Annotated in this window: 17 protein-coding genes; 3 read left to right on the top strand and 14 right to left on the bottom strand. The window is 67.0% G+C overall.

The genetic code is table 11. The annotated features are described in order from the left end of the window. Positions 1-15 precede the first annotated feature (15 nt). From VM221_07385 to VM221_07360, 6 genes are all read right to left on the bottom strand, one after another. Positions 16-1,035 carry a Gfo/Idh/MocA family oxidoreductase gene (locus VM221_07385; GenBank protein HUT74642.1) on the bottom strand — a complete coding sequence of 340 codons (1,020 nt, stop codon included), beginning with the start codon at positions 1,033-1,035 and terminating at the stop codon, positions 16-18. A gap of 107 nt (positions 1,036-1,142) precedes the next feature. Beyond that, positions 1,143-2,009: a peptidyl-prolyl cis-trans isomerase gene (locus VM221_07380; GenBank protein ID HUT74641.1), complete on the bottom strand. Its 867-nt coding sequence runs from the start codon at positions 2,007-2,009 to the stop codon at positions 1,143-1,145. Between the two features lie 372 nt (positions 2,010-2,381). After that, positions 2,382-3,422, bottom strand: coding sequence for an RNA 3'-terminal phosphate cyclase (gene rtcA / locus VM221_07375; GenBank protein HUT74640.1), 1,041 nt, complete (start codon positions 3,420-3,422; stop codon positions 2,382-2,384). An 11-nt stretch (positions 3,423-3,433) separates the two neighbouring features. Then, entirely contained in the window at positions 3,434-4,729 is a 1,296-nt protein-coding gene (locus VM221_07370; protein ID HUT74639.1) for an aminotransferase class III-fold pyridoxal phosphate-dependent enzyme, read from the bottom strand. Then, on the bottom strand, positions 4,726-6,123 hold the full coding sequence (locus tag VM221_07365; protein ID HUT74638.1) for a TolC family protein: 1,398 nt from the start codon (positions 6,121-6,123) through the stop codon (positions 4,726-4,728). Before VM221_07365 ends, VM221_07370 begins: the two co-directional genes overlap by 4 nt. Before the next feature lie 209 nt (positions 6,124-6,332). Then, a complete protein-coding gene (locus VM221_07360; GenBank protein HUT74637.1) occupies positions 6,333-7,283 on the bottom strand; it encodes a uroporphyrinogen decarboxylase family protein in 951 nt (316 codons plus the stop codon). 483 nt (positions 7,284-7,766) lie between these two features. Between VM221_07360 and VM221_07355 the strand changes: the two genes are divergently transcribed. From VM221_07355 to VM221_07345, 3 genes are all read left to right on the top strand, one after another. Continuing rightward, entirely contained in the window at positions 7,767-7,961 is a 195-nt protein-coding gene (locus VM221_07355; protein ID HUT74636.1) for a DUF951 domain-containing protein, read from the top strand. Between the two features lie 137 nt (positions 7,962-8,098). Beyond that, positions 8,099-9,202, top strand: a complete 1,104-nt coding sequence (locus VM221_07350) for a uroporphyrinogen decarboxylase family protein (protein HUT74635.1) — start codon at positions 8,099-8,101, stop codon at positions 9,200-9,202. A gap of 26 nt (positions 9,203-9,228) precedes the next feature. After that, positions 9,229-12,021 (top strand): glycoside hydrolase family 2 TIM barrel-domain containing protein, encoded by a 2,793-nt coding sequence (locus VM221_07345; GenBank protein ID HUT74634.1) that lies wholly within the window; start codon positions 9,229-9,231, stop codon positions 12,019-12,021. A gap of 34 nt (positions 12,022-12,055) precedes the next feature. Here the strand turns inward: VM221_07345 and VM221_07340 are convergent, their stop codons facing one another. The 8 genes from VM221_07340 to VM221_07305 form a co-directional block, all read right to left on the bottom strand. Next, positions 12,056-13,042, bottom strand: coding sequence for a sugar phosphate isomerase/epimerase family protein (locus tag VM221_07340; GenBank protein HUT74633.1), 987 nt, complete (start codon positions 13,040-13,042; stop codon positions 12,056-12,058). 62 nt (positions 13,043-13,104) lie between these two features. Continuing rightward, positions 13,105-13,878, bottom strand: a complete 774-nt coding sequence (locus tag VM221_07335; GenBank protein HUT74632.1) for an SDR family NAD(P)-dependent oxidoreductase — start codon at positions 13,876-13,878, stop codon at positions 13,105-13,107. Next, positions 13,866-14,672: an amidohydrolase family protein gene (locus tag VM221_07330; protein ID HUT74631.1), complete on the bottom strand. Its 807-nt coding sequence runs from the start codon at positions 14,670-14,672 to the stop codon at positions 13,866-13,868. The genes VM221_07335 and VM221_07330 overlap by 13 nt, the downstream gene beginning before the upstream one ends. Further along, the gene (locus VM221_07325; GenBank protein HUT74630.1) at positions 14,669-15,469 is read right to left on the bottom strand and encodes an amidohydrolase family protein; all 801 of its coding nucleotides are present in this window, start codon (positions 15,467-15,469) and stop codon (positions 14,669-14,671) included. The genes VM221_07330 and VM221_07325 overlap by 4 nt, the downstream gene beginning before the upstream one ends. 3 nt (positions 15,470-15,472) lie before the next feature. Further along, complete coding sequence (locus VM221_07320) at positions 15,473-16,807, bottom strand: aspartate aminotransferase family protein (protein ID HUT74629.1); 1,335 nt, start codon at positions 16,805-16,807, stop codon at positions 15,473-15,475. Positions 16,808-16,902: 95 nt separating this feature from the next. Then, complete coding sequence (locus VM221_07315; GenBank protein HUT74628.1) at positions 16,903-17,223, bottom strand: L-rhamnose mutarotase; 321 nt, start codon at positions 17,221-17,223, stop codon at positions 16,903-16,905. A 3-nt stretch (positions 17,224-17,226) separates the two neighbouring features. Continuing rightward, entirely contained in the window at positions 17,227-18,720 is a 1,494-nt protein-coding gene (locus VM221_07310; protein HUT74627.1) for a rhamnulokinase family protein, read from the bottom strand. Continuing rightward, positions 18,717-19,583 carry a MurR/RpiR family transcriptional regulator gene (locus VM221_07305; GenBank protein HUT74626.1) on the bottom strand — a complete coding sequence of 289 codons (867 nt, stop codon included), beginning with the start codon at positions 19,581-19,583 and terminating at the stop codon, positions 18,717-18,719. Before VM221_07305 ends, VM221_07310 begins: the two co-directional genes overlap by 4 nt. Positions 19,584-19,716: the final 133 nt, after the last annotated feature.

Genomic DNA, 19,716 nt, shown 5'->3' with positions numbered 1-19,716 from the left:
GCGTGAAGCCGCGACTCATTCGAAGCCGGTCAGCCGCACCGCACAGCCGATGCGGCTGGAGCGATATGCGGCCTCGATTATCAGCACCACTTGGCGCGCCTGCCCGAGCGTGACCTCCAGCTCCTCGCCCGTCGTGATCGCCTTATGCAGGTTAGCATAGAATCCCGCCGGATCTCCTTTCGCCATGCGGGGAACGAACTCCTTCGCGTGCGCGTCGCGCCCAGCCTCGCCCTTGAGCTTGCGCTCGTCGCCTTGCAGGCTGCCCTTGGTGCCGAGCACCGACCAGGATGCGGCACGGGCACGCGCGCAGGCGCTGGCCTCCAGCAGCGCCAGGGTGCGGTTGCGAAAGCGTATCAGGCAGGTGAAATGGTCGTCCACCTCGGTGGTCAGCTTCCGCGCCTGGGCGTCGCCGAAGATGATCTCGGGCTCGCTCGGCACCAGCTGCAGCACCTGGTCCACCAGGTGGTAGCCCCAGTCGTAGCCGATGCCCCCCCCGGCGGCGCGCGCCAGCCGCCACGGCGTCTGTGAATCCGTCGCCGGCGCCCACGCCGAGGCGGACACGCTGACGCGGCGCTGGAGCGCAAACACCGCGCCCAGCTTGTCGGACTGCAGCGTCTTGTGCAGGGTCAGGAAGTCCGAATCCCACCGGTGCCGGTGGAAGACCGCCAGCTTGCGCCGATACTGGCGCGTCGCGCTCGCCAAGGCGTCGGCGTCGCGCGCGGTCAGGCACAGCGGCGCCTCGACGACGACATGCTTGCCCGCGCGCAGCGCCAGCATCGCTTGTTCGGCGTGGAGGATGGTCGGCGTTGCGATCACCACCAGCTCGACGTCGGCCTGTCCAAGCACCTCCTCCAGCGAGGCGTAGGTGGGAACCTTGAACCTGCGCTTGGCTCTCGCCAGCACGGCGTCGTCGGTATCGCAGATCGCCGTCAGCTCAAACTTGCGGGTGCGCGCCAGATGGTCCGCGTGGAATCCCGCGCCCATGCGGCCGGCGCCGATGACACCCGTCTTGATGGCTCCCGTCGCCTTGGCCATCACACCCTCCTTCGACTGGGCCGCGAACGGCCGCAAGCCGGGTTATGGCAAGCCTCGACCTGTGGTCAGGACCGAAGCCCGATTGGACGGTGAACTGGCGGGTGCGGCTACGGGTGCCACTTCCGCTCGATGGAGGCGTTGTCGTGCGCTTCCTTAAGCCACGCCACGAACGCCTGCAGGAGCCTGGACTCCTGCAGGTTCTCGCGGATGACTGCTTTGACGTCGTCGAAGCTTGGGCTCTTGGCGGCCGTGCGCTCCTCGACCTTCAGGATGTAGTAGCCGTCCTCCATCCCTATCGGCTGCGTGTGGGCGCCGACCTCGGTCTGGAAAGCCGCCGCGGCCAGGGGCGGCGGCAGGCTCGCCCTGCTGCGCTTGCCGATGAGGCCGCCGTTCTGCGCGCTCAAGGTGTGCTCGGACACCGTCTTCGCCACCTGCGCGAAGCTCTCACCCTTGTCCAGCCGCTTGATGGCTTGCTCCGATCTCTCCTTCGTGGCGGTGAGGATCATGCGCAGCGTTACGGTTTCCGGGGTGTCAAAGGAGGCCTTGTTCTTCTCGTAGATGTCCTTTACTTCCCCGTCCGTCACCGTCGCCTTCGCGCCCAGCATCTTCTCCACCAGGAACTTGACCCGCAGCTTGTTCCGCAGGCCTGGTTCGGTGAGCTCCTGGCTTGCCAGGTAGCGCGCCAAGTCGTCTTCCGTGCCAAGCTTCTTCCGTATGCTCGCCACACGCTGGTCGAGCTCGGCTTCTGATACCGTTATCCCTTGCTTCCGCGATTCCTGGAAGAGCAGGGTCTCGTTGACCATCTCCTCCAGCGGGGCCTGCCATGTCGTCCCGAGGTCCAGCAGGCGATGCGCCAGCGCCTCCCTGGTAATGGACTCACCGTTGACGACGACCACGACGTCCTCTGCCGCAGCGGCCCCTACCGCTATCGCTCCGAACGCGATCACGAATACTGTAAGCCAGTGCGACCGCATTAGATAGGGCTCCTTTCGCGCTCCTGGAGCATGGGCTCTCGCCACAACGAGCCAACCGTTCGCCGCCCGCCACCCCGGGGATCATGCGATGCGTGCTCGCGCACCCATTGCCGCCGGGCCTGTGCCCACGCTTTACGGCGCGCCTGTTTACTATTCGTCGGAAGGCACGACAAGACCTCTTTCCGGTTGACATGGGGGCATGAATGGCGTTAATCGAGCCCGAAACGCACTATATTCACACCCATGCGCCACGCTCCACCCTTGGTGTGCAGAGAATAACGCGGATAGCCGGTATGTGCTATCCCAAAAAGGTCACACTCTCACAGGCCTCTCGCCGGCGCCTCACGAGAGCTTCAGCTTCCGCCCAGAGGCCTAGATAGGCGCGTGGCCGATTCCGCGGCAGAGGACTCTCGCCGGCTCATCCCCCTCTACGCTGAATCGCGCGCCGACCATGTGCTCCGCCACCGCCACCGCCGATGCCAGATGGTCGGTCTTGCGAGATGTCACATAGGCGCTGTCGCCGCCAGCCAAGGCAACCCAGGGAACCAGTTGATCCGCCAGGTGAGAATCAGCCGCCGCCTGGAACCGCAGTTCCCTCAGCAGTGCCTCCGCGGCCTCGCGGCCGACATTCTCCGCCGGCTTGCTTCGCTCTCCCAGGCTGTCCCCGGCAAGCACGGAGTGTTCGAACTCGGCGAGCGCGATGATGCCACAACCGGCGCCCGGCGACGGTGTGGCCGTATCTATATGGAACTCCTGCGGAGCCAGACCGGCGAGGGCAAGGCGGTCGCGGCAGGCGCGCGCCATGCGCTCGGCGATGTGCTGGGGCAGGTTGGAACTGTACGCTATGCCCCATACGCGCACCGGACGCCCCCGCTGACACAGCGAGAGCCGCTGGATGGCGCTCGCAGGCTCGACGCGGACCCGCACCTCGCCGCCGCCCCGGGGGTAGAATCCCCGGCTCCGTAGCTCGGCTTCCACATTCACGCCCATTTGCAGCAGCGTGGGCAGCAGCACGCGCCGGGTGTGCTCGAAGGCAGGCGCCCAGGGGTTGTTGGTGCCGCCGGTGAGGGTCAGATCAACCGCGGTCCCGCCAAGCGCAAGGCATGGCAGCAACGCCTGCAGGATGAGCATAACGCTGCCGGCGGTGCCGACGTCAAGACGCCACACCTCCGGCGGTGCGATGGGACCGGGGCGGAACTCAATCGCGGCGGAGCCCAAGGCGGCCCCGGTGACGTCGGCCGTGCACAGCTCGGCGACGGCCCGCACTGCCACCAGATGCTGGGCCTGCAATCCAGGCCGGGGGCGCCCGGCGCGGATGTTGACGACGCGCACCGCGCGCCCGCTGAGGGCGGAATAGCTGACGGTGGTGCGCACAATCTGACCGCCGCCTTGGGCCCCGTCCACAGTCAGCATCGCTGCACTCGTCAGAGCGGCTCGTCCTGGTAGGGTCCGGCGTCCGCCAGCAGGGCGACGGCCTGCTCCACCGCCTCACCGAGGGCGGACAGGGCGCGGGCAAGCTGTCCCTCCTCGATCACCAGCGGCGGCTCCAGGCGGATAACGCGCGGGTTGTTGAGGGTGTAGGCCGCGATTACGCGCCGCTGCGCAAGCCCGGCGATGGCCAGCCCGGCGAGGTCCTCATGCGCGAACTCGACGCCGATGAGCAGGCCCCGCCCCCGCACCTCCACAACCGCATCGGGGAAACGCTGCCGCAGTTCGCCCAGAGCGTGCAGTGTGTGCTGTCCCAGTTCCCTTGCGCGCTGGGGCAGGCGCTCCTCGATGACCACCTCCAGCGCCGCCAGCGCGGCGGCGCAGGCGAGCGGATTGCCGCCGAAGGTGCTGCTGTGCAGCAACGGATTCACGCGCCAGGCGTCCCACAGCTCGGCGCGCGCCACGAACGCGCCCACCGGCATCACCCCGCCGCCCAGCGCCTTGGCCAGGGTCATGATGTCGGGCGCGACGCCCCAGTGCTCGCACGCGAACAGCGATCCCGTGCGCCCCAACCCCGTCTGCACCTCATCCAGGACGAGCAGCGCGCCGGCCGCGCTGCAAATCTCGCGCGCCGCCGACAGGTAGTCGTCGGCTGGTATGACCACCCCCGCCTCGCCCTGAATGGGCTCGAGGATGACGGCGGCGGTGTCCCCGCTGACCGCCTCGCGCAGCGCCTCGGCGTCGCCGAAGGGTACGTGCGAGAACCCCGGCACCAGCGGCGCGAACGGCTTGCGGTACAGGTCCCTGCCGGAGGCGCTGAGTGCGCCCATCGTCTTGCCGTGGAACCCGCCCACCGCGCCGACGATGCCCCGCCGTCCCGTAGCCAGGCGCGCCAGCTTGAGGGCTCCCTCGACGGCCTCCGCGCCGCTGTTGCAGATGAAGGAATACTGGAGATCTCCGGGGGTGATCTCCGCCAGGCGCTGGCATAGATCCGCCAGGCGGTCGTTGAGCAGGATCTTGGAGGACAGTGGCATGCGCTCGAGCTGCTCGCGCACCGCAGCCACCACCTTCGGGTGGCGGTGTCCAAGTGACAGCGCGCCGAATCCGCCCAGGCAGTCAATGTACTCGTTGCCCTCGGTATCGCGGACGATCGCGCCCTGCGCCGACTCCTCCACCGCGTCGAAGCCCATGAACTTGACTAGGGCGGCGAGGCCGGGGTTAACGTGAGCGCGGTACTTCTCGAAGACTTCGGCGGCGGAGACGATGCCGCGGCTCCCGGGGGCGCGCTTCATTGCGCTTGGCTCTCCGCGGGCGCGGCAGCCGCAGATGCGCCCACCGCGTACTCCAGTTGGGCCGCCGCGACGTTGTAGTCATAGACCGCGCGGGCATAGTCATTGCCCGCCGAGGCGACCGCCACCTCGGCGTCAATCACTTCGACGCTGATGCCCACGCCCGCCTCGTAGCGCAGGCCGGCGACGCGGTGGGCCTCCTCGGCTTCGGTTACCCCGGCGGTCGCGGCGGTGATGCGCTCGCGCGCGGAATCGAGGTCGAGGTATGCCTGGCGCACTTGCAGCGCGATCCCCTGCCGCACCTGCTCCAGCAAGCCCCGCGCTCGCTCCCGCTCGTGGCGCGCGCGGCTGACCGCCGCGCTGGTTTGCCTGCCGTCGAAGATGTTCAATCCGGCGGTCAGCGCCAGCGTCCAGTTGCTCACCTGGAAGGCGCTGGTCTCCAACGGCCGGCTGTACATCCAGGCGACGCCGAGGGTGGGGTGCTTCGCGCTGCGCGCGAGCGAGACGCCGGCGCCCGCGGCCTCGATCAGCGCCTGGGTCTGGTGGATCTCAGGGCGGGTTTCCCGGGCGCGCGACACGAGCGCAGTGAGGTCGAGGCCGGCGGTATCGGTCGGCTCGGCGAGCGGGGTCGTCAGCACGAACTCACGGTCCTGGCCGACGCCCATGGCGTGGTTCAACGCCGCCCGCGCCAGGTTCAGGCCATTGCGGGCCTGGATCAGCGCCTGCTCGCTTTGGGCGCCCCGCGCCTTGGCGCGCAAGACGTCGAAGCGCGGGGCGACACCGGCGTCCTGTCGCGCTTGTGCCACCCGCAGGTGCTCGCGCGCGGAGGTGAGAGCCCCCTCCGCCACCGCCACGAAGTCCGCGGCGACGAGTGCGCCGTAGTAGGCCCGCTGGACGTCATTGGTCACCGTCTGGCGGGTGCGCTGCAACCCCGCCAGGGTCGCATCGGCCCCGGCGCGGGCCTGGCGAGCGGCGGCCGGTATGCGGCCTCCGGTGTACAGCGGCTTGGCCACTGTCAGCGTGCCGGTAGTATTATCCTTGCTTCCGAGACTGACGGTCTGGAAGGTCACGTAGTCGGGTGGGGGCGCGGGCACGGCGAGGGTCAACGTGGAGACCTCGCTGACCCGCGTCTGGGTCACCCCGATCTCGGCGGTGACGGAGCCGGCGGCGCGCGCCTGGGTCACCCCGTCGCGGGCCGCCAGGAGCTCCTGCTCCGCCTGGTACAGAAGCGGGCTCAGGGTCAGCGCGGTGGTGACAGCCTGCTCCAGGCTCAGCGGCTCGGGTGCGGGCGCGGCGGCGGAAGACGCCTCATCGCTCATCGCCGGGCGCTGGGTGAGCGCGCTCATGGCGACTCCGCAGATCACTAGCACGAGCATCAGCCGACGCTGCGCGGGCATGGTTGTGGACTCCTTCATCGCACTCAGTCAACTATCTCGAGTCGAGCCAAGCGGTGGGTGGTTATTGGCTGCCGCAGCGGCAGCCAGCCGCTGCTTCTACCACGGGCGGTCTTTCTGCCCCCCCCGGGTCTTCTCCTCTATGACCACGATGCGCTGCCGGCGGCAACTTGTCATCCCCGGCGCCTCTGCCGCCGATCGGGAGGGGCTGCCTACGGCTGCGCGCCCGGGTAGCCGTATTCCTCGCGCACGCGCAGCAGGTGGTGATAGCTCTCGATGGGGACGCCGCTGAAGATGCAGTTGCTGGTGGCGTAGATGTAGCCGCCCTGGTTGACTCCGCCGTGGCGCAGGCAGTAGCGCGCGCTCTCGGTGATCTGCTCCGGCGTTCCCGATTGCACATACGCCAGGTTGACGTTGCCAATGAGGCACATGCGGCCGCCGACGCGGCGCTTGACCTCGGCGATGTCCACGCCCGCCATGGGGTCGAGCGAGTGCAAGGCGCGCGCGCCGGAATCCGCGAGCTGGTCGAGGATGGGCATGATGTTGCCGTCGGTGTGTTTGACGGTATAGGCGCCGGCCGCGTTCCACGCCGCCACCTGCTGCCGCAGGAACGGCGCGACGTGTTCCGCGAACATGGCAGGCGACAGGAAGGGCCCGTGGTTGAAGCAGTAGTCGGCGCACATGAAGATAACCTCCGCGCCCCCGCCGATGACCTGGAGGCCGAGGGCGATCGCCTCCTCGACCCGGCGCCGCGCATCCTCCAGGGCCGCTTGCTTGCGCTCGGTGAGGAAGACGACGTGCTCGATCATGTTTTCGCCGCTGGGAATGGCGAAGGTGCCGTCAACGAACGCGCTGAGCATGTACGTGTCGCCGGCGATGTCGCGGACATACTCGAAGCTCGCGAGCTGATCGTCAGGCGACAGCCAGTGCAGGCCGGTGATGACGGAGTAATCGAACTCCCGGGCGACCTCGACCCAGTGCTCGGCATTGCGCTTGAGCAGGTCCTGCCTGCGCGCACCGGTGATGTCTTGCAAGTGCTCGGCGCGCAGCGCCGGCCGCCCGAAGACCTCCTGCGACAACTGGAACTCCAGCTCCAGGTGCGGCACCAGACCTGGCGGCCGGCGCAGCTCCAGGGCTTCGATCGCGCGCTGTCTCGGAGTCATGCGAAATCCTCCCGCCCACGGACCGGCGCGTTCCGCCAAGCACGCATGGACCCGCGGCTGCTATCCGACCTTCCCCTGCTCACGCGCGCAGAGGATTCCGCGGGCCTCCGCGGAAACTGATGCAATGAGAAGGCTGGCCTGCCCCGGGCTTGCGCGTTACGCCGCAAGGGGCGAGAATGCGCGAGTCTGAACCAACTAACCCGAAGGCAGGCACTGCCGATGTTACACGTGGGAGTGGATTTGCACAAGCGCCAGGCACAGGTGGCGGTGGTGGACGACGAGGGCACGGAGCGCAGCAATTGCAGGGACCAATAGATAGATGGTTGGCGCAGCGCCGGACCGCCAGTCCGCGGGCGGCCCGCCTGCAGAGCCTACACCCGGCAAGGGACGCTTGAGCAGAACCGAGGGGGCAACGCCAACGGTCAACCACTACCCCTTGACAAAGCCAGCCCGCTCATGGATGGGATCACCGTGATTCAACCCATGCGCATAAACCTTGGCGACGAGGTGCGCCTGCGCAAGGTGCATCCCTGCGGCGGCGACGTGTGGGAAGTCACCCGCACCGGCATGGACATCCGCGTCAAGTGTCTGAAGTGCGGGCGCTCGGTGTTGCTCCCGCGTTCGCAGTTCGAGAAGCAGGTCAAGGAGTTCGTCAGTACCACCCGTCGCTTGGGCTAGGCGTGCACCCTCGATGCGCGTTGTGGCATGGCCGGCGCCGCTTGACGGTGTAATGTATTCCCACTATAATCCGATGCCAGTGAAAATGGCTATCATGCCTTCCCGGGCGGACGGGCCCTGGACGAGGAAGGACGGACATGAACGGCCGAGAGCGGTTTCTGCGCACCATGCATCACCAGAGCGTGGACCGCGCGCCGATGATCGAGGTCGGATACTGGGCGGAGGCCCAGGAGCGTTGGCTGCGGGAGGGCATGCCCGAGGAGGCGCGCCGGAAGGACACGCTGACGTTCAACGGGTGTGCTTTCTTCGGGCTGGATGAGCAGCGGGACCTGGGGCTCAACCTGGGCATGATCCCCTCCTTCGAGCCGGAACTTCTGGTGGAAGACGAGCGCACGATCACCAGGCGCAATGGCGAAGGCGTCGTCCAACGGTGCATGAAGGACGGCGTCTCGATGCCGCAGTATGTCGCCTGGCCGGTGACCGAGCGCGCGGATTTCGAGCGCATCAAGCGTCGCTACGACCCGCATCAGCCGGAGCGTTATCCCGCGGATTGGGACGAGCTGGTGGCGTGGGCGCCGCAGCGAGAGTGTCCCCTGTGGGGCCCGGGCATCGGTTCGGTCGGTTTCTACTCGATGCTGCGCCGCTGGATGGGCACGGAGAACGCGTGCACGGTGTTCTACGACGATCCGGCGCTGGCCGAGGAGATGCTCGATGTCGTCGCCGAGTTCACCCTGGGGGCGATGGCGCGCACGCTGGAGCAGGTGCAGCTCGACTACTTCCTGTGGTGGGAGGATTTCGCCTTCAAGAACGGGCCGCTGATATCGCCTGCAATCTTCCAGCGCTTCCTGCTGCCGCGCTACCGCCGGGTCAACGACGTCTTCCGGCGCCATGGCATAGACATCATCTTCCTGGACAGCGATGGCGACCCGAGCGTACTGCTGCCGATGCTGCTGGAGGCGGGGGTCAATGGCACCTATCCCATCGAGGCGGCTGCCGGGATGGACCCGGTGGCGCTGCGGCGCGAGTACGGGCGCGACTTGCTGCTGTGGGGCGGCGTGGACAAGCGGGCGCTGACCAAGGACCGGCGGACGATCACCGAGGAGCTCGAGTCCAAGCTGCCGCCGCTGCTGGCCGACGGCGGCTATATCCCGCAGCTCGACCACCTGGCGCCACCTGACATCTCCTACGAGAACTGGCTGTTCTATCTGGACCTGAAGCGCCGGCTGCTCGAGCGCGGCTAGACCGCATCCCCCGGGAGGCTTGGTTCATGTACACCGATCACGTAGACTGGCATTTCGACCCTCGGGCGCGCGTGCCCGTCCGCGTCAACCCGTGGCGGCGCCACCCCGCCGAACGGGTACTCAGCCTGGATGGCGACTGGCAGTTCCGCCTCGACCCGGAGGAACGCGGGGAGCGCGAGGGATGGTTCAAGCACCCGCACCTGCTTACGGATGCCGTCCGCGTACCCGGCTGCTGGCAGGGCCAGGGCTTCGGCCACGAGGGCACGGATGAGCCGTGGGACTTCCAACTGCCGGCGCGGGTGTTCCGCGCGACCTATGAAGGAACGGCATGGTATGGCAAGCGCTTCACCGCGCCGCGCGAATGGAAGGGCCTGCGGATATGGCTCAACTTCGGCGGCGTCCATCCGGCGGCGGAGGTCTGGCTCAACGGCGAGCGGTTGGGCGCCCACTGCGCGCCCTTCGTGCCGTTCGCCTTCGAGGCGACGAAGCACCTGCGGTTGGGCGGCGACAACTTCCTCGCGGTGCGCGTGCACGAACAGAACCGCTGGCTCGGACTCGCCTATAACTGGATGGGGAACTGGTCCGGATTGTACCGGAGCGTCGAGTTGACCGCCACCGAGAGCGCGTGGATCGAGCGCTTGTGGATGCACCCCGACGTGGACGGCAAACGAATTCGCTGCCGAGTGCAACTGGCAGGGGCCGCGAGCGAGGCGTTGACCCTCTCGCTGACAGTGGCATCCCCGGACGGGGCGCCCGTGGCGCGGGTGACGCGCAGGTTGTCGGGCGCGGGTGTCCATCGGCTGTCCAGTCCCGTGTCGTCGCCGCGCCTGTGGAGCCCGGAAACGCCGAATCTCCACCGGGTGGATGCCGTCCTCAGCCGCGGCGACCGGGTAGAGGATGCCCTGAGCGAGCGCGTGGGGTTTGTCAAGCTCGAAACCGAGGGCAAGCATTTCCTCATCAACGGCGAGCCGTACTACCTGCGCGGGCATGGGGATTTCGCGGTCAACCCGGAGACTGGCAGCCCGGATACGAGCCGCGAGCGGTGGTGCCACAAGCTGGCGACGCTGCGCGCCTACGGATACAACTACGTGCGCTGCCAGTCCTACGTGCCGGCGCCGGAGTATTTCGATGTCGCGGACGAGGTGGGTCTGCTGGTGCAGAGCGAGATGGGGATGCTCGGCGGGTGGGCGGGCAGCGACCCCTGGCATGGCTACTGCTGGCCCCGGCCCACCGCCCGGTTCCGCGACGTGCTCAAGTGGCAGTGGGACCGCACGATCATGCGCGACGTCAACCACCCGTCCGCGGCCCTCTATTGCATGAGCAACGAGCTGGGATACCACGGTGCCGCCTTCCCCGAGGTCGCCTGGCAATGTTACCGCGACACCAAGGCCATCAAGCCCTCCGCCTTCGTCATCTGGACCGACGGCGGCCTCGACGCCGAGATGCCGGCTGATTTCGTCAACGCTGAGGGCAAGTACGATGAGCAGACGCCGCTGCCGGTGATCCAGCATGAGTTTCGCTGGTGGAGCAGCCACCCGGACGTGCGGATCAAGCGCAAGTACCGGGGGGCGGTGCGGCCCTACGCCATCGAGGTAGCCGAAACGGCCGCCCGCCGCCACGGGCTGCAGCGGCTGCTGCCCCAGATGGCTGAGGCCAGCCATCGCCTGCAGTACGTCGAGGCGCGCGCCAAGATGGAGGCCTGTCGCCGCGATCACCCGCGCCTGGCCGGCATCTGCCACTTCAGCGCGGCGGACTTTGGCTACTCGCCGCAAGGCATCGTTGACGAGTTCTACGATCGCAAGCTCGTGTCCGCCGAAACCTGGTCGCGCACCAACGGCGACACCGTGATCATGATGGATCGCGACTTCGATGACCGCGTGCTGGTGGCAGGGGAGACCTTCCGCTGCCGCCTCTCGGTGTCGGACTTCTCGCATCCGCCGCTGCGCGCGCCCCAGCTCGAGTGGCAGTTGCTGGGCGGCACGCGGCGGCTGGCCGCGGGGACGCTGGAGTATCGCCATCGGCCCTTCCGCACGTGCCGCGCCAGCACCATCAGCCTCACCTTGCCCGCGGTCACCCGTCCGCTCATGCTCACGCTGCGCGCGGCGCTGCGCGAAGGCCGCCGCCGGGTTGACAACGAGTGGAACTTCTGGCTCTTCCCCGAGGCCGAGGGGCGAGCGGCGCCGGCGGCGCTCTACGGCCCGCCCGGTCGCTCCTGGCTGCGGACCGTGCGCTCGCTGCCTCGCATCAGTGCACGTCGGTCCGCCGCCCGTCTGCCCAAGGTGGTGCTCTCGAGCCGGCTGGACGAACGCCTCGCCGAGCACTGCCGCGAAGGCGGGCGCGTGATATTGGCGTCTCCAGAGGTGGCGCTGCGCCCATTCCCGGGGAAGCTAGGCCTTGAGGGCGCGTACTTCTTCCTGCCGCCCGCAAACTACCCACCCCTCGAGGACGGCCACAGCGGAACGATCATCCTCGACCACCCCATGCTGGGGGAGTTCCCTCACCAGGGATTTGCGGATCTGCAGCTCTTCCGACTTATCGTGCCCGCGCCGCCGATCGCCTTGGAAGGCTTGGGTCTGGAGCGCAGCGATCCGGTCATTCGCGTCCTCAGCACGTACTACGTGGTCGAGGCGCTGGCGTATCTGCTGGAGGCAAAGGTGGGTAAGGGTGGGATCATCATCTGCGCCCTGGACCTCGATCAGAAGCTCCCGGAGGCCCGCTACCTGCTGGCGGCGATGCTGCGGTACGCGGGGAGCGCTGCTTTCCGCCCGAAGGCGAGTCTCCCCGCCAAGGCATTGGAGCGGCTGATCCACGGCAGCTAGCCGAGGTGCGGCAGGCGTGTGGCGCGACCGCGGGTCACGGAAGGAGCGTGTCCCACAGGGTTCTCACGGAGGAGACTGCATCCGCGTTGCTCATTGCCTCAGCTATGTTGGTGCGCGTGAGCGTGCCGGCCATGTCGAGCACCTTCTCCCAGTTGCGCACACACTGCTGGAGGGCGGCCAAGCCGTCTTCCCGGTATGGATAGACGTCTATCACATACCAGCCCTCGTAGCCGGATTTCAGTATCCAGTAGCAGAACTCTACGGTCTCCCACAAGGACACGGCGCCGACAATGAGGTCGTGATCCCAGTCGCGGTAGTTGTCGTTGACGTGAACCTGGAACAGTTTCCCCTCGCGCGCCAGGAGCACCGCCGCCTCGGCGGCGTTCTCGCCGGCGACCAGGCTGTGGCCGAAGTCAATGGTGGCTCCCACGTTGGGCAGGCCGATGGAGTTGATGAGGTAGAGCAGGGTGCCGGCGTTTCTCACGAAGATGTTGGCCCGCGGCTCCTTCGGCTTGTACTCGATGGCGACCTTGACCTCGGGGCGGTGGGCGGCGACTTCGCCGATGCCCTCGACCAAAGCGCGCCAGCACTCGTCGTAGTCAACCTGGAACGGATAATCGAAACCATCTTGGCCCGGCCACAGCAGGACGTCGGCGGCGCCCAGGTCGGCCGCGACCTCGAGGCCTCGCTTGCACATCTCGATGGCCTCGCGGCGGATGCCGGGGTCGGGCGCGGTGAAAGTGCCGAGCTTCCACTTGCGGTCCGGATAGAGGCCGATCTCGAGCGTGCAGAACTCGAACCCGGACGCCGACAGCAGGCGCCGCACCCGCTCGATGTCGCCGTCGCCGAACTGGTAGGGGTAGTCCAGCCCGACCCCCCGCAGCCCTTCCACCCGGGTCGCGAGGCCGATCTGCTGCTCCAGACTCATGGGATCGCGGTAGCCGCCTACGACGAACCTTTCTGCACATGGAGAGAATGGGGCGAAGCCGCTGCCGATCTTGTACCTGGTCGCTCTCGTCATCGCTCAGTCCTTTGCTCGATTGATCCAAGACACCCCGGCGAAGGAGGGTCCGAGTCGGCCCGTCACCGGCCCAAGGTCCTGCCCCCGTCCACCAGGATGGACTGTCCGCAAACGTAATCTCCCCACGGACTGGCGAGGTATGCCACCAGGCCGCCGATGTCCTCTGGTTTGCCCAGCCGCCCGACCGGGATCTGGGAAACGAGCTCACGCACCGCCTCTGCCGACGAATAGCGCTCGCGCAGCAAGTCCGTTTCGATGACGCAGGGATGAATGGTATTGGTCACAATCCCCCGGCGCGCGTAGTTCTTGACGAGATAGAGCATCATGCCGTTGAGGCCGGCCTTTGCGGCGGCATAGTCAATAGCGCCTCCACCCCCATCATAGGCGGCGGAGGAGCCGATCAGAATGATGCGGCCGCGGCCCGCCTTCACCATGTGCGGCAAGACCGCGCGCACGGCATAGAAGGCGCAGGTGAGGTTGATGTCAATAGACGCCATCCACTCCGCGTCCGAGACACTCTCTGCGGGGCGCGGAAGGTTGCGTCCCACATTGCACACAAGGACGTCCAGGGCGCCGTGCCGTTCCACGACCTCCTGCACCAGAGCCGCCGTCCCCCCCGCATCACAGGCGTCGAGCGCCACCGCCTCGGCGCTGCCGCCCTGCTTGCGAATCCGCGCCAGGAGCTCTTCCCGCTGACCCTGGTGGGCGGGACTACCGGTGTGCGTAAACACCACCACGGCGCCGGCTGCGCACAGCGCTTCACTGACGGCGGCGCCGATGCCGCGCGAACCACCGGTCACCAGCGCGGTCCTACCGCAAAGGTCTATGGCGAGCATTCCTCATCCTCACGTAGCAGGTGCGGTTCGAACACCCGGAGGGCGTTCCGCCCCAGCACCAGTCGCTTTGCCCGGTCACCGATATCCGCCAGGTAGATGCGCGTGAGGTGCGCCCGGGGATCAATCCATGGTTGATCGGAGCCGAAGATCACGCGCTCGGCGCCCACCGCGGTGACCAGATACGGAATCAGATCCAGGGCGAAAATGTCGCCAGCCAGATCAAGGTAAACGTGCGGGTACTTGCGGGCGAGACGAATCGCCTGCAGCCGGCCGGCGCCGGGACCGCCGCTGTGGCCGATGATAAAGGGTACCTCTGGGCGCTTCTCCAGATGCACCTCGAAGAGCTCCGGGAGCGACAGCTTCTGCACCGGGTTATCGGTCTCACTCCAGGTGTGCGCGAGGATCGGCAAGCGGTTCTCCCCGGCGTAGTCCCACACGGCGGCGTAGCTGTCGTCATTGGCGGCAACGCGGTGGAAACTGGGATGGACTTTGATGCCGATTAGCCCCGCGTGGCTCCGGCAGGCGTCTATCACCGCCAGCGATTCCTGCTCGCTGCGCGGATCGTAGACGCCCAGGAACGGAATTCGCCCGCGGGATTCCTCATAGGCTAGAACGGAAGCGGCGCGGGCCTCGAGGTGGCGGCCCGCCAACCACGCGTGATGCGTAGAATAGGCGCGCTCGATGCCGATCCGGTCCATGAGCGCCAGCACCTCGGCCAGCCCCCAGCCATGGGCGAATATGGTCCAGGGGCATCCCAGGTGCATGTGCGCGTCCACGACTCGCGGGGTGGTCACGGTCGTACCTCGGAGATCATGCGCCGGATATTGGCGCCGGCAATGGCGCGTTTGGCCTCCGTGGTGATGTCCGCTTGCAGCAGCAGTCCCAGCGGCACCAGCGGGTCCCGGGCGGGCGCGAAGCTGGCGAAGATCAGCCGCTCAGCCCCCAACTCGTTCACCGTGTAGGCGATCAGTCCCTGGGTGCAGTAGTTCGACATCTCCAGATGGAGGTTGGGGCAGGCCTTCATCAGCGGCAGCACCATCCGGGTGTGGTACAAGATCTTCTGCGCCTGCCCCTCGACAACGATGACCAGTTCAGGATAGCGCTGGGCGAGGTCGTATAGGTCTTGAAAGGTGGTCTCGGTGTGTAGGACAAACAGGGGCAGACGCTTCTCGATCAGCATCTCGCACAGCGACCCCACGCACCAGTCAACCAGGGCGTAGTGCCAACTGGCCGGGAAGACGCGAACCGCTCTAGCCTTTCGCGACCAGTCCGCGCCGTTCACGGCGGGCACCCCTGGATCCGCAGGGAACAACGGCTGCATTGCCAGCGCCGCGTACCAGTTGTCGCGGCCCGCGACCGCCTGCAGCAGTTGTTGGTTCGGTTCCTGGGAGCAGTCCTCCGCCGCGTTCCAGTGCGACAGCAGGACGCCATTGATGCCCACGCGGCGGTGGAGGTCGGCGATCAGCTCCGGCGTCCCCTCCGCCATCAACGGAAACGCCGGGGTCCGCCCCAGCCATGCGCTGGCATCGAACAAGTCGAGCTCGGCGGCTTCTCGACGCAACTGCGCCTCGATTTCGACAGGCCATGCCATCGGTTATCCTCGCAAGACCGCCTTGAGTGCTCCCGCCAAGACGCTGAGCACCTCGTCGCACTCGTCGCGGCTAATGATCAGCGGGGGCTTGATCTTGAGCACGTGGGGGCAGGGGCCGCCCTTGCCCAGGATGACACCGCCGGCCTGCGTCGCCCGACGGATGGCATTTGCCGCCTCCACCGCTGGCTCCTTCGTTTGGGGATCCGAGACCAGCTCCACGCCCACGTGCAGGCCCGCCTGGCGGATGTCCCCAATCTCCGGATACTCGCGCTGCAGGGCCTGCAGGCCGGTGCGGACATAGTCGCCCATTCTGCGCGCGTTCTCCAGCACCCCCGCTTGCATCATCCTGATCTGCTTGATGGCCGCCACTTGTGCCAGGCTGTTGTTGGCGAAGGTGTGCAGTTCCTCCCCATCGCCCTCAAAGCCCTTGAGCTTATCCGAGATGATGGTGGCCGCGATCGGCAGCCCCGCCCCGAACCCCTTGCCCAGAACGATGATGTCGGGGGTCACGCCGAAGTACTGGGCGGCGAAGAACTCGCCGATGCGGCAGTAAGTCTGGATCTCGTCGAAGATCAGCGGCACCCGGTATTCGCCACAGATGCGACGGATCTCCCGCAGGTACTCCACCGGCGGTATGACCTGCCCGCCGCTGCCCTGGAGGGGTTCAACGATGAAGCCCGCAGCGTTGCCCGCGATGCCCTTGCGCAGAGTGCTCTCGAACAGCTTGGCGCACGCCAGGCCGCAGCGCTCGCGCGCGAGGTCGAGCGGACAGCGATAGCAGTAAGGATTGGGGACGCGAATGAACGGCCGCGTCAGCGCCAAGAAGCGGCTGCCGCCGACCAGCTCCCCCGCGGAGCGGGTGGAAATCCACGACGCACCCAGGGAGCCCAGGGTGGTGCCGTGGTAGGAATCATAGAGGCAAATGAAGTCGCGCGCGCGCTCGGTGTTCTTGAGGCAGATCTTCATCGCCGCCTCGACCGCGAGGCCGCCGCCGGCGGTGAAGGACACCCGATTGAGATCGCCCGGCGCGATCTCGGCCACCAGCTGCGCCAGGTAATAGCGCATGGGCGTGTCCACCCCCTGGTGGACGTGGGACATGCTTTGCAGGTGCTCGCCCAGCAGCCGGTTGATCTCGTCGTTTGCATAGCCGAGATACATCGCCCAGCTCTGCGAGGTGCAGTCAATGTAGCTGCGGCCCTCCACGTCATAGACCCGCACGCCCTTGCCGCGCCTGACGACCGGCAATCCCCTGGTGCCTCCGCCCAGCATCAGGTGCCGCGCGGCATCGCGCATGGCGGCCGGCGACAGCGAGTAGATCTCCTCCAGCAGTGGGTCCATCGTTCTCCCTCAGCGCGCGCGGGTCACGGTGACCGGCGCCGCCGCGCGAAGCATGCTCAAGGCCCGCGCGTCACCAGGCAGCCGCGGGCAGGCGCTCACGCCATGAAGAATATCTGCTCCACCCACTCCGCGGCCTGGCCCCGGACGTCGCCCGAGCCGCCTTCGAAATAGGGAGCCATCCGCTCCTGCCAGCGCTGGCTCACCTCCGTCTCGGCGACCGCACGCAACGATGCCTGCACATCTTCAGCCTCCAGATAGCCGATCAAGAGGCCGCCGGGCGTCAGAAACATGGAGTAGTTGCGCACCCCCGCCCGACGCATGGCCGCAAGCAGCTCCGGCGACACCGGGTCGTGCGCCTGTCTGTACTCGTCAATCAGCTCCGGCTTGACCCTGAGCAGGAAGCATGCTCGTTGCACTCTTCAACCCTCGCTGACGACCCCCGGGAATCGCTTGTACGCGCAGTCCCAGCGCTCGCGATCCTGCGGCTCGTATTCCTTCAGCTCGACCGATGATCGCACCAGGGCGCGGCCCTCGCTTACTGATGGTATTGCTCCCGCGCCGATCATTTGCAGGAGCACGTTGCCCAGCGCCGTCGCCTCCGCCGGGCCGGCAAGAATGGGGAGACCCGTGGCATTGGCCGTAAACTGGCTCAGAAGCTCGTTCCCCGTGCCACCGCCGACGACGTGCAGAACCTCCACCCGATTTCCAGTGAGTTTCTCCAGCTTCGCCAGCAGGTGGCGATACTTGAGCGCGAGGCTCTCGAGGACTATCCTGATCAGCGTCCCGTTGTCCGTCGGCACTTGCTGGGAGGTTCTCTGGAGATATGTGACCAGCGCCCGAGGCATGTCAGTCGGGTTGACGAACGATGGATCATCCACCTCCACAAGGCCAGCAAACGGTGGGGCACAGGCGGCCAGCCGCACCATGTCGGCAGGCAGCGACGGACCTCCATGGGCGGCCCACACCCTGGCGCATTCCTGGAGAATCCACAGCCCGGTGATGCCAAAAAACGCCATGTAGTTGCCGCCGGCCGTCGCGGCGTTGGTCAACCCGCAGTCGAACCCCTCCTGCGTGAGGATCGGTTGCTCGCTCTCGACGCCCAGCACCGACCACGTCCCGCTGCTCAGGTAGGCCCAAATCCTGCGGTTGTCCGCGGGCACCGACAGCACCGCGCTCGCGGTGTCATGACTCGCCACCGCTATCACCGGAACAGCCCCCAGCCCTGACTCGTCCTGCACCCCCCGCTGCAGCCCCCCGATCACCGTGCCCGGGGGTGCAACGGGAGGGACTATTCGCACCGGTATCCCGAGGCACTCCAGGAATTCCGTTACCGCCGCGCCGCACTCGAAGCCGTAGAAACCGGTGTTCGAGATGCTGGAGTGTTCATCGGTTTTCTCTCCGGTCAGGAAGTAGTGGAAGACACTCGGCATCATGAGCAAGCAGTCGGCGACCTCCAACTGCGGGCAGTGGCGCCTGGCGAGCGCATAGAGCTGACAGATGGTGTGGATCTCAAGGGGGTTGACCCCCGTCGCGCGATAGATGCGATAGCGGCCAACGCGCTCGTCGATCTCCTCGAGCAGCCCCTGCGTGCGTCGGTCCCGGTAGTGATGGGGGTTGCCGAGGAGCCTGCCGTCCCGGTCGAAGAGCCCGAAGTCAACCCCCCACGTGTCAATACCGATGCCGTTCGCAGCGGAGCCGTACCGCCGGGCGTATTCGCCCAGGCCGCGCTTGATCTCCCTGAAGAGTGCCAGCACATCCCAGTGAAGATCGTCGCGCACCTGCACCGGCTCGTTGGCAAAGCGCGTCAGCTCCCGGCACGTCACGCGCGCCCCATCGAACTCCCCCACGATCGCGCGGCCGCTGGAGGCGCCGAGGTCGAATGCCAGAAAACGTTGCGCCGCCTTCATCGTCATGCTTTCGCCCGCAGCGAGTCCTCCGCGACCCGCTCGATCTCGGATGCTAAGTCCTGCGCCTTGGCGCCTTGGTAGTAGGCGATCAGGAAGTAGATCGCGTCCAACAGGCACATCTGGGCAATCGCCGAGGACGAGACCGCGGCGTTGACTCTGCGCTCCCGAAAGGAGGTAAGCAGCGTGAATTCGGACAGCGCCGCCAGCGTCGAGTCAGCATAGTTGGTAATCCCGATGGTGCGGGCTCGCTTGCGCTGAGCAAGCTGTAGCAAGTTCGTCGTCACCGCGGTTCTACCCGTATGGCTGATGCCGACGGCTACGTCTCGGGAAGTGGCCGACGACAGCAGGAGCACCCCCTCATAGGGATCGGTGATCGCGTGGGTGGCAATGGCCAGGCTCCCAAAGCGCAGCGCCGCCGACTTGGCGATCAGGCCCGAGTCGCCGATGCCGATGAGAAACAGACGCCGCGCCCGCATCAGAAGCTTCGCCACCGCATTGACCTTTTCGCGCTCGAGCAGCGCTTCGGTATCAAGCAAGCTCTGGCGGTTCATCTCGAAGACACGTTCGACGATGGTTGCCGGCTTGTCACCGGGGCCGAAAACATCCGACACCGCCGCTTCGTTGGCAGCAAGGCTGGCAGCGAGGTCAATCTGAAAGGCCCGGTAGTTCTCATAACCCAGGCCAGTGCAGAATCGACTCACGGTCGCCACGCTGGCGCCCGCCTTCGTCGCCAGCTTGGAGATCGTGAGCCCGACCGCGTCCCCGGGATGCGCCAAGACAAAGCGGGATACCCTGTCCGTAATCGCGCCCTCCACCCTTGCCATACTGCGAATGCGCGAGAGGCAGTTGCCCTTTAGGTGCTCCCCCAATCCCTGCTCCTTACCACCTGACCGCGCGCCGCCCGGCGAGCGGCGGGCTTGATAGTTATTTTCGTCAGCTCCTCATTGTAACGGTAAGGGGTTCCGCGGTCAAGCGCCGCCGCGCGGGGGGGTGACCGCGAAG

The organism is Armatimonadota bacterium (assembly GCA_035527535.1).
Taxonomy (GTDB): domain Bacteria; phylum Armatimonadota; class Hebobacteria.
This window is presented reverse-complemented; position numbering and strand designations above follow the sequence as displayed.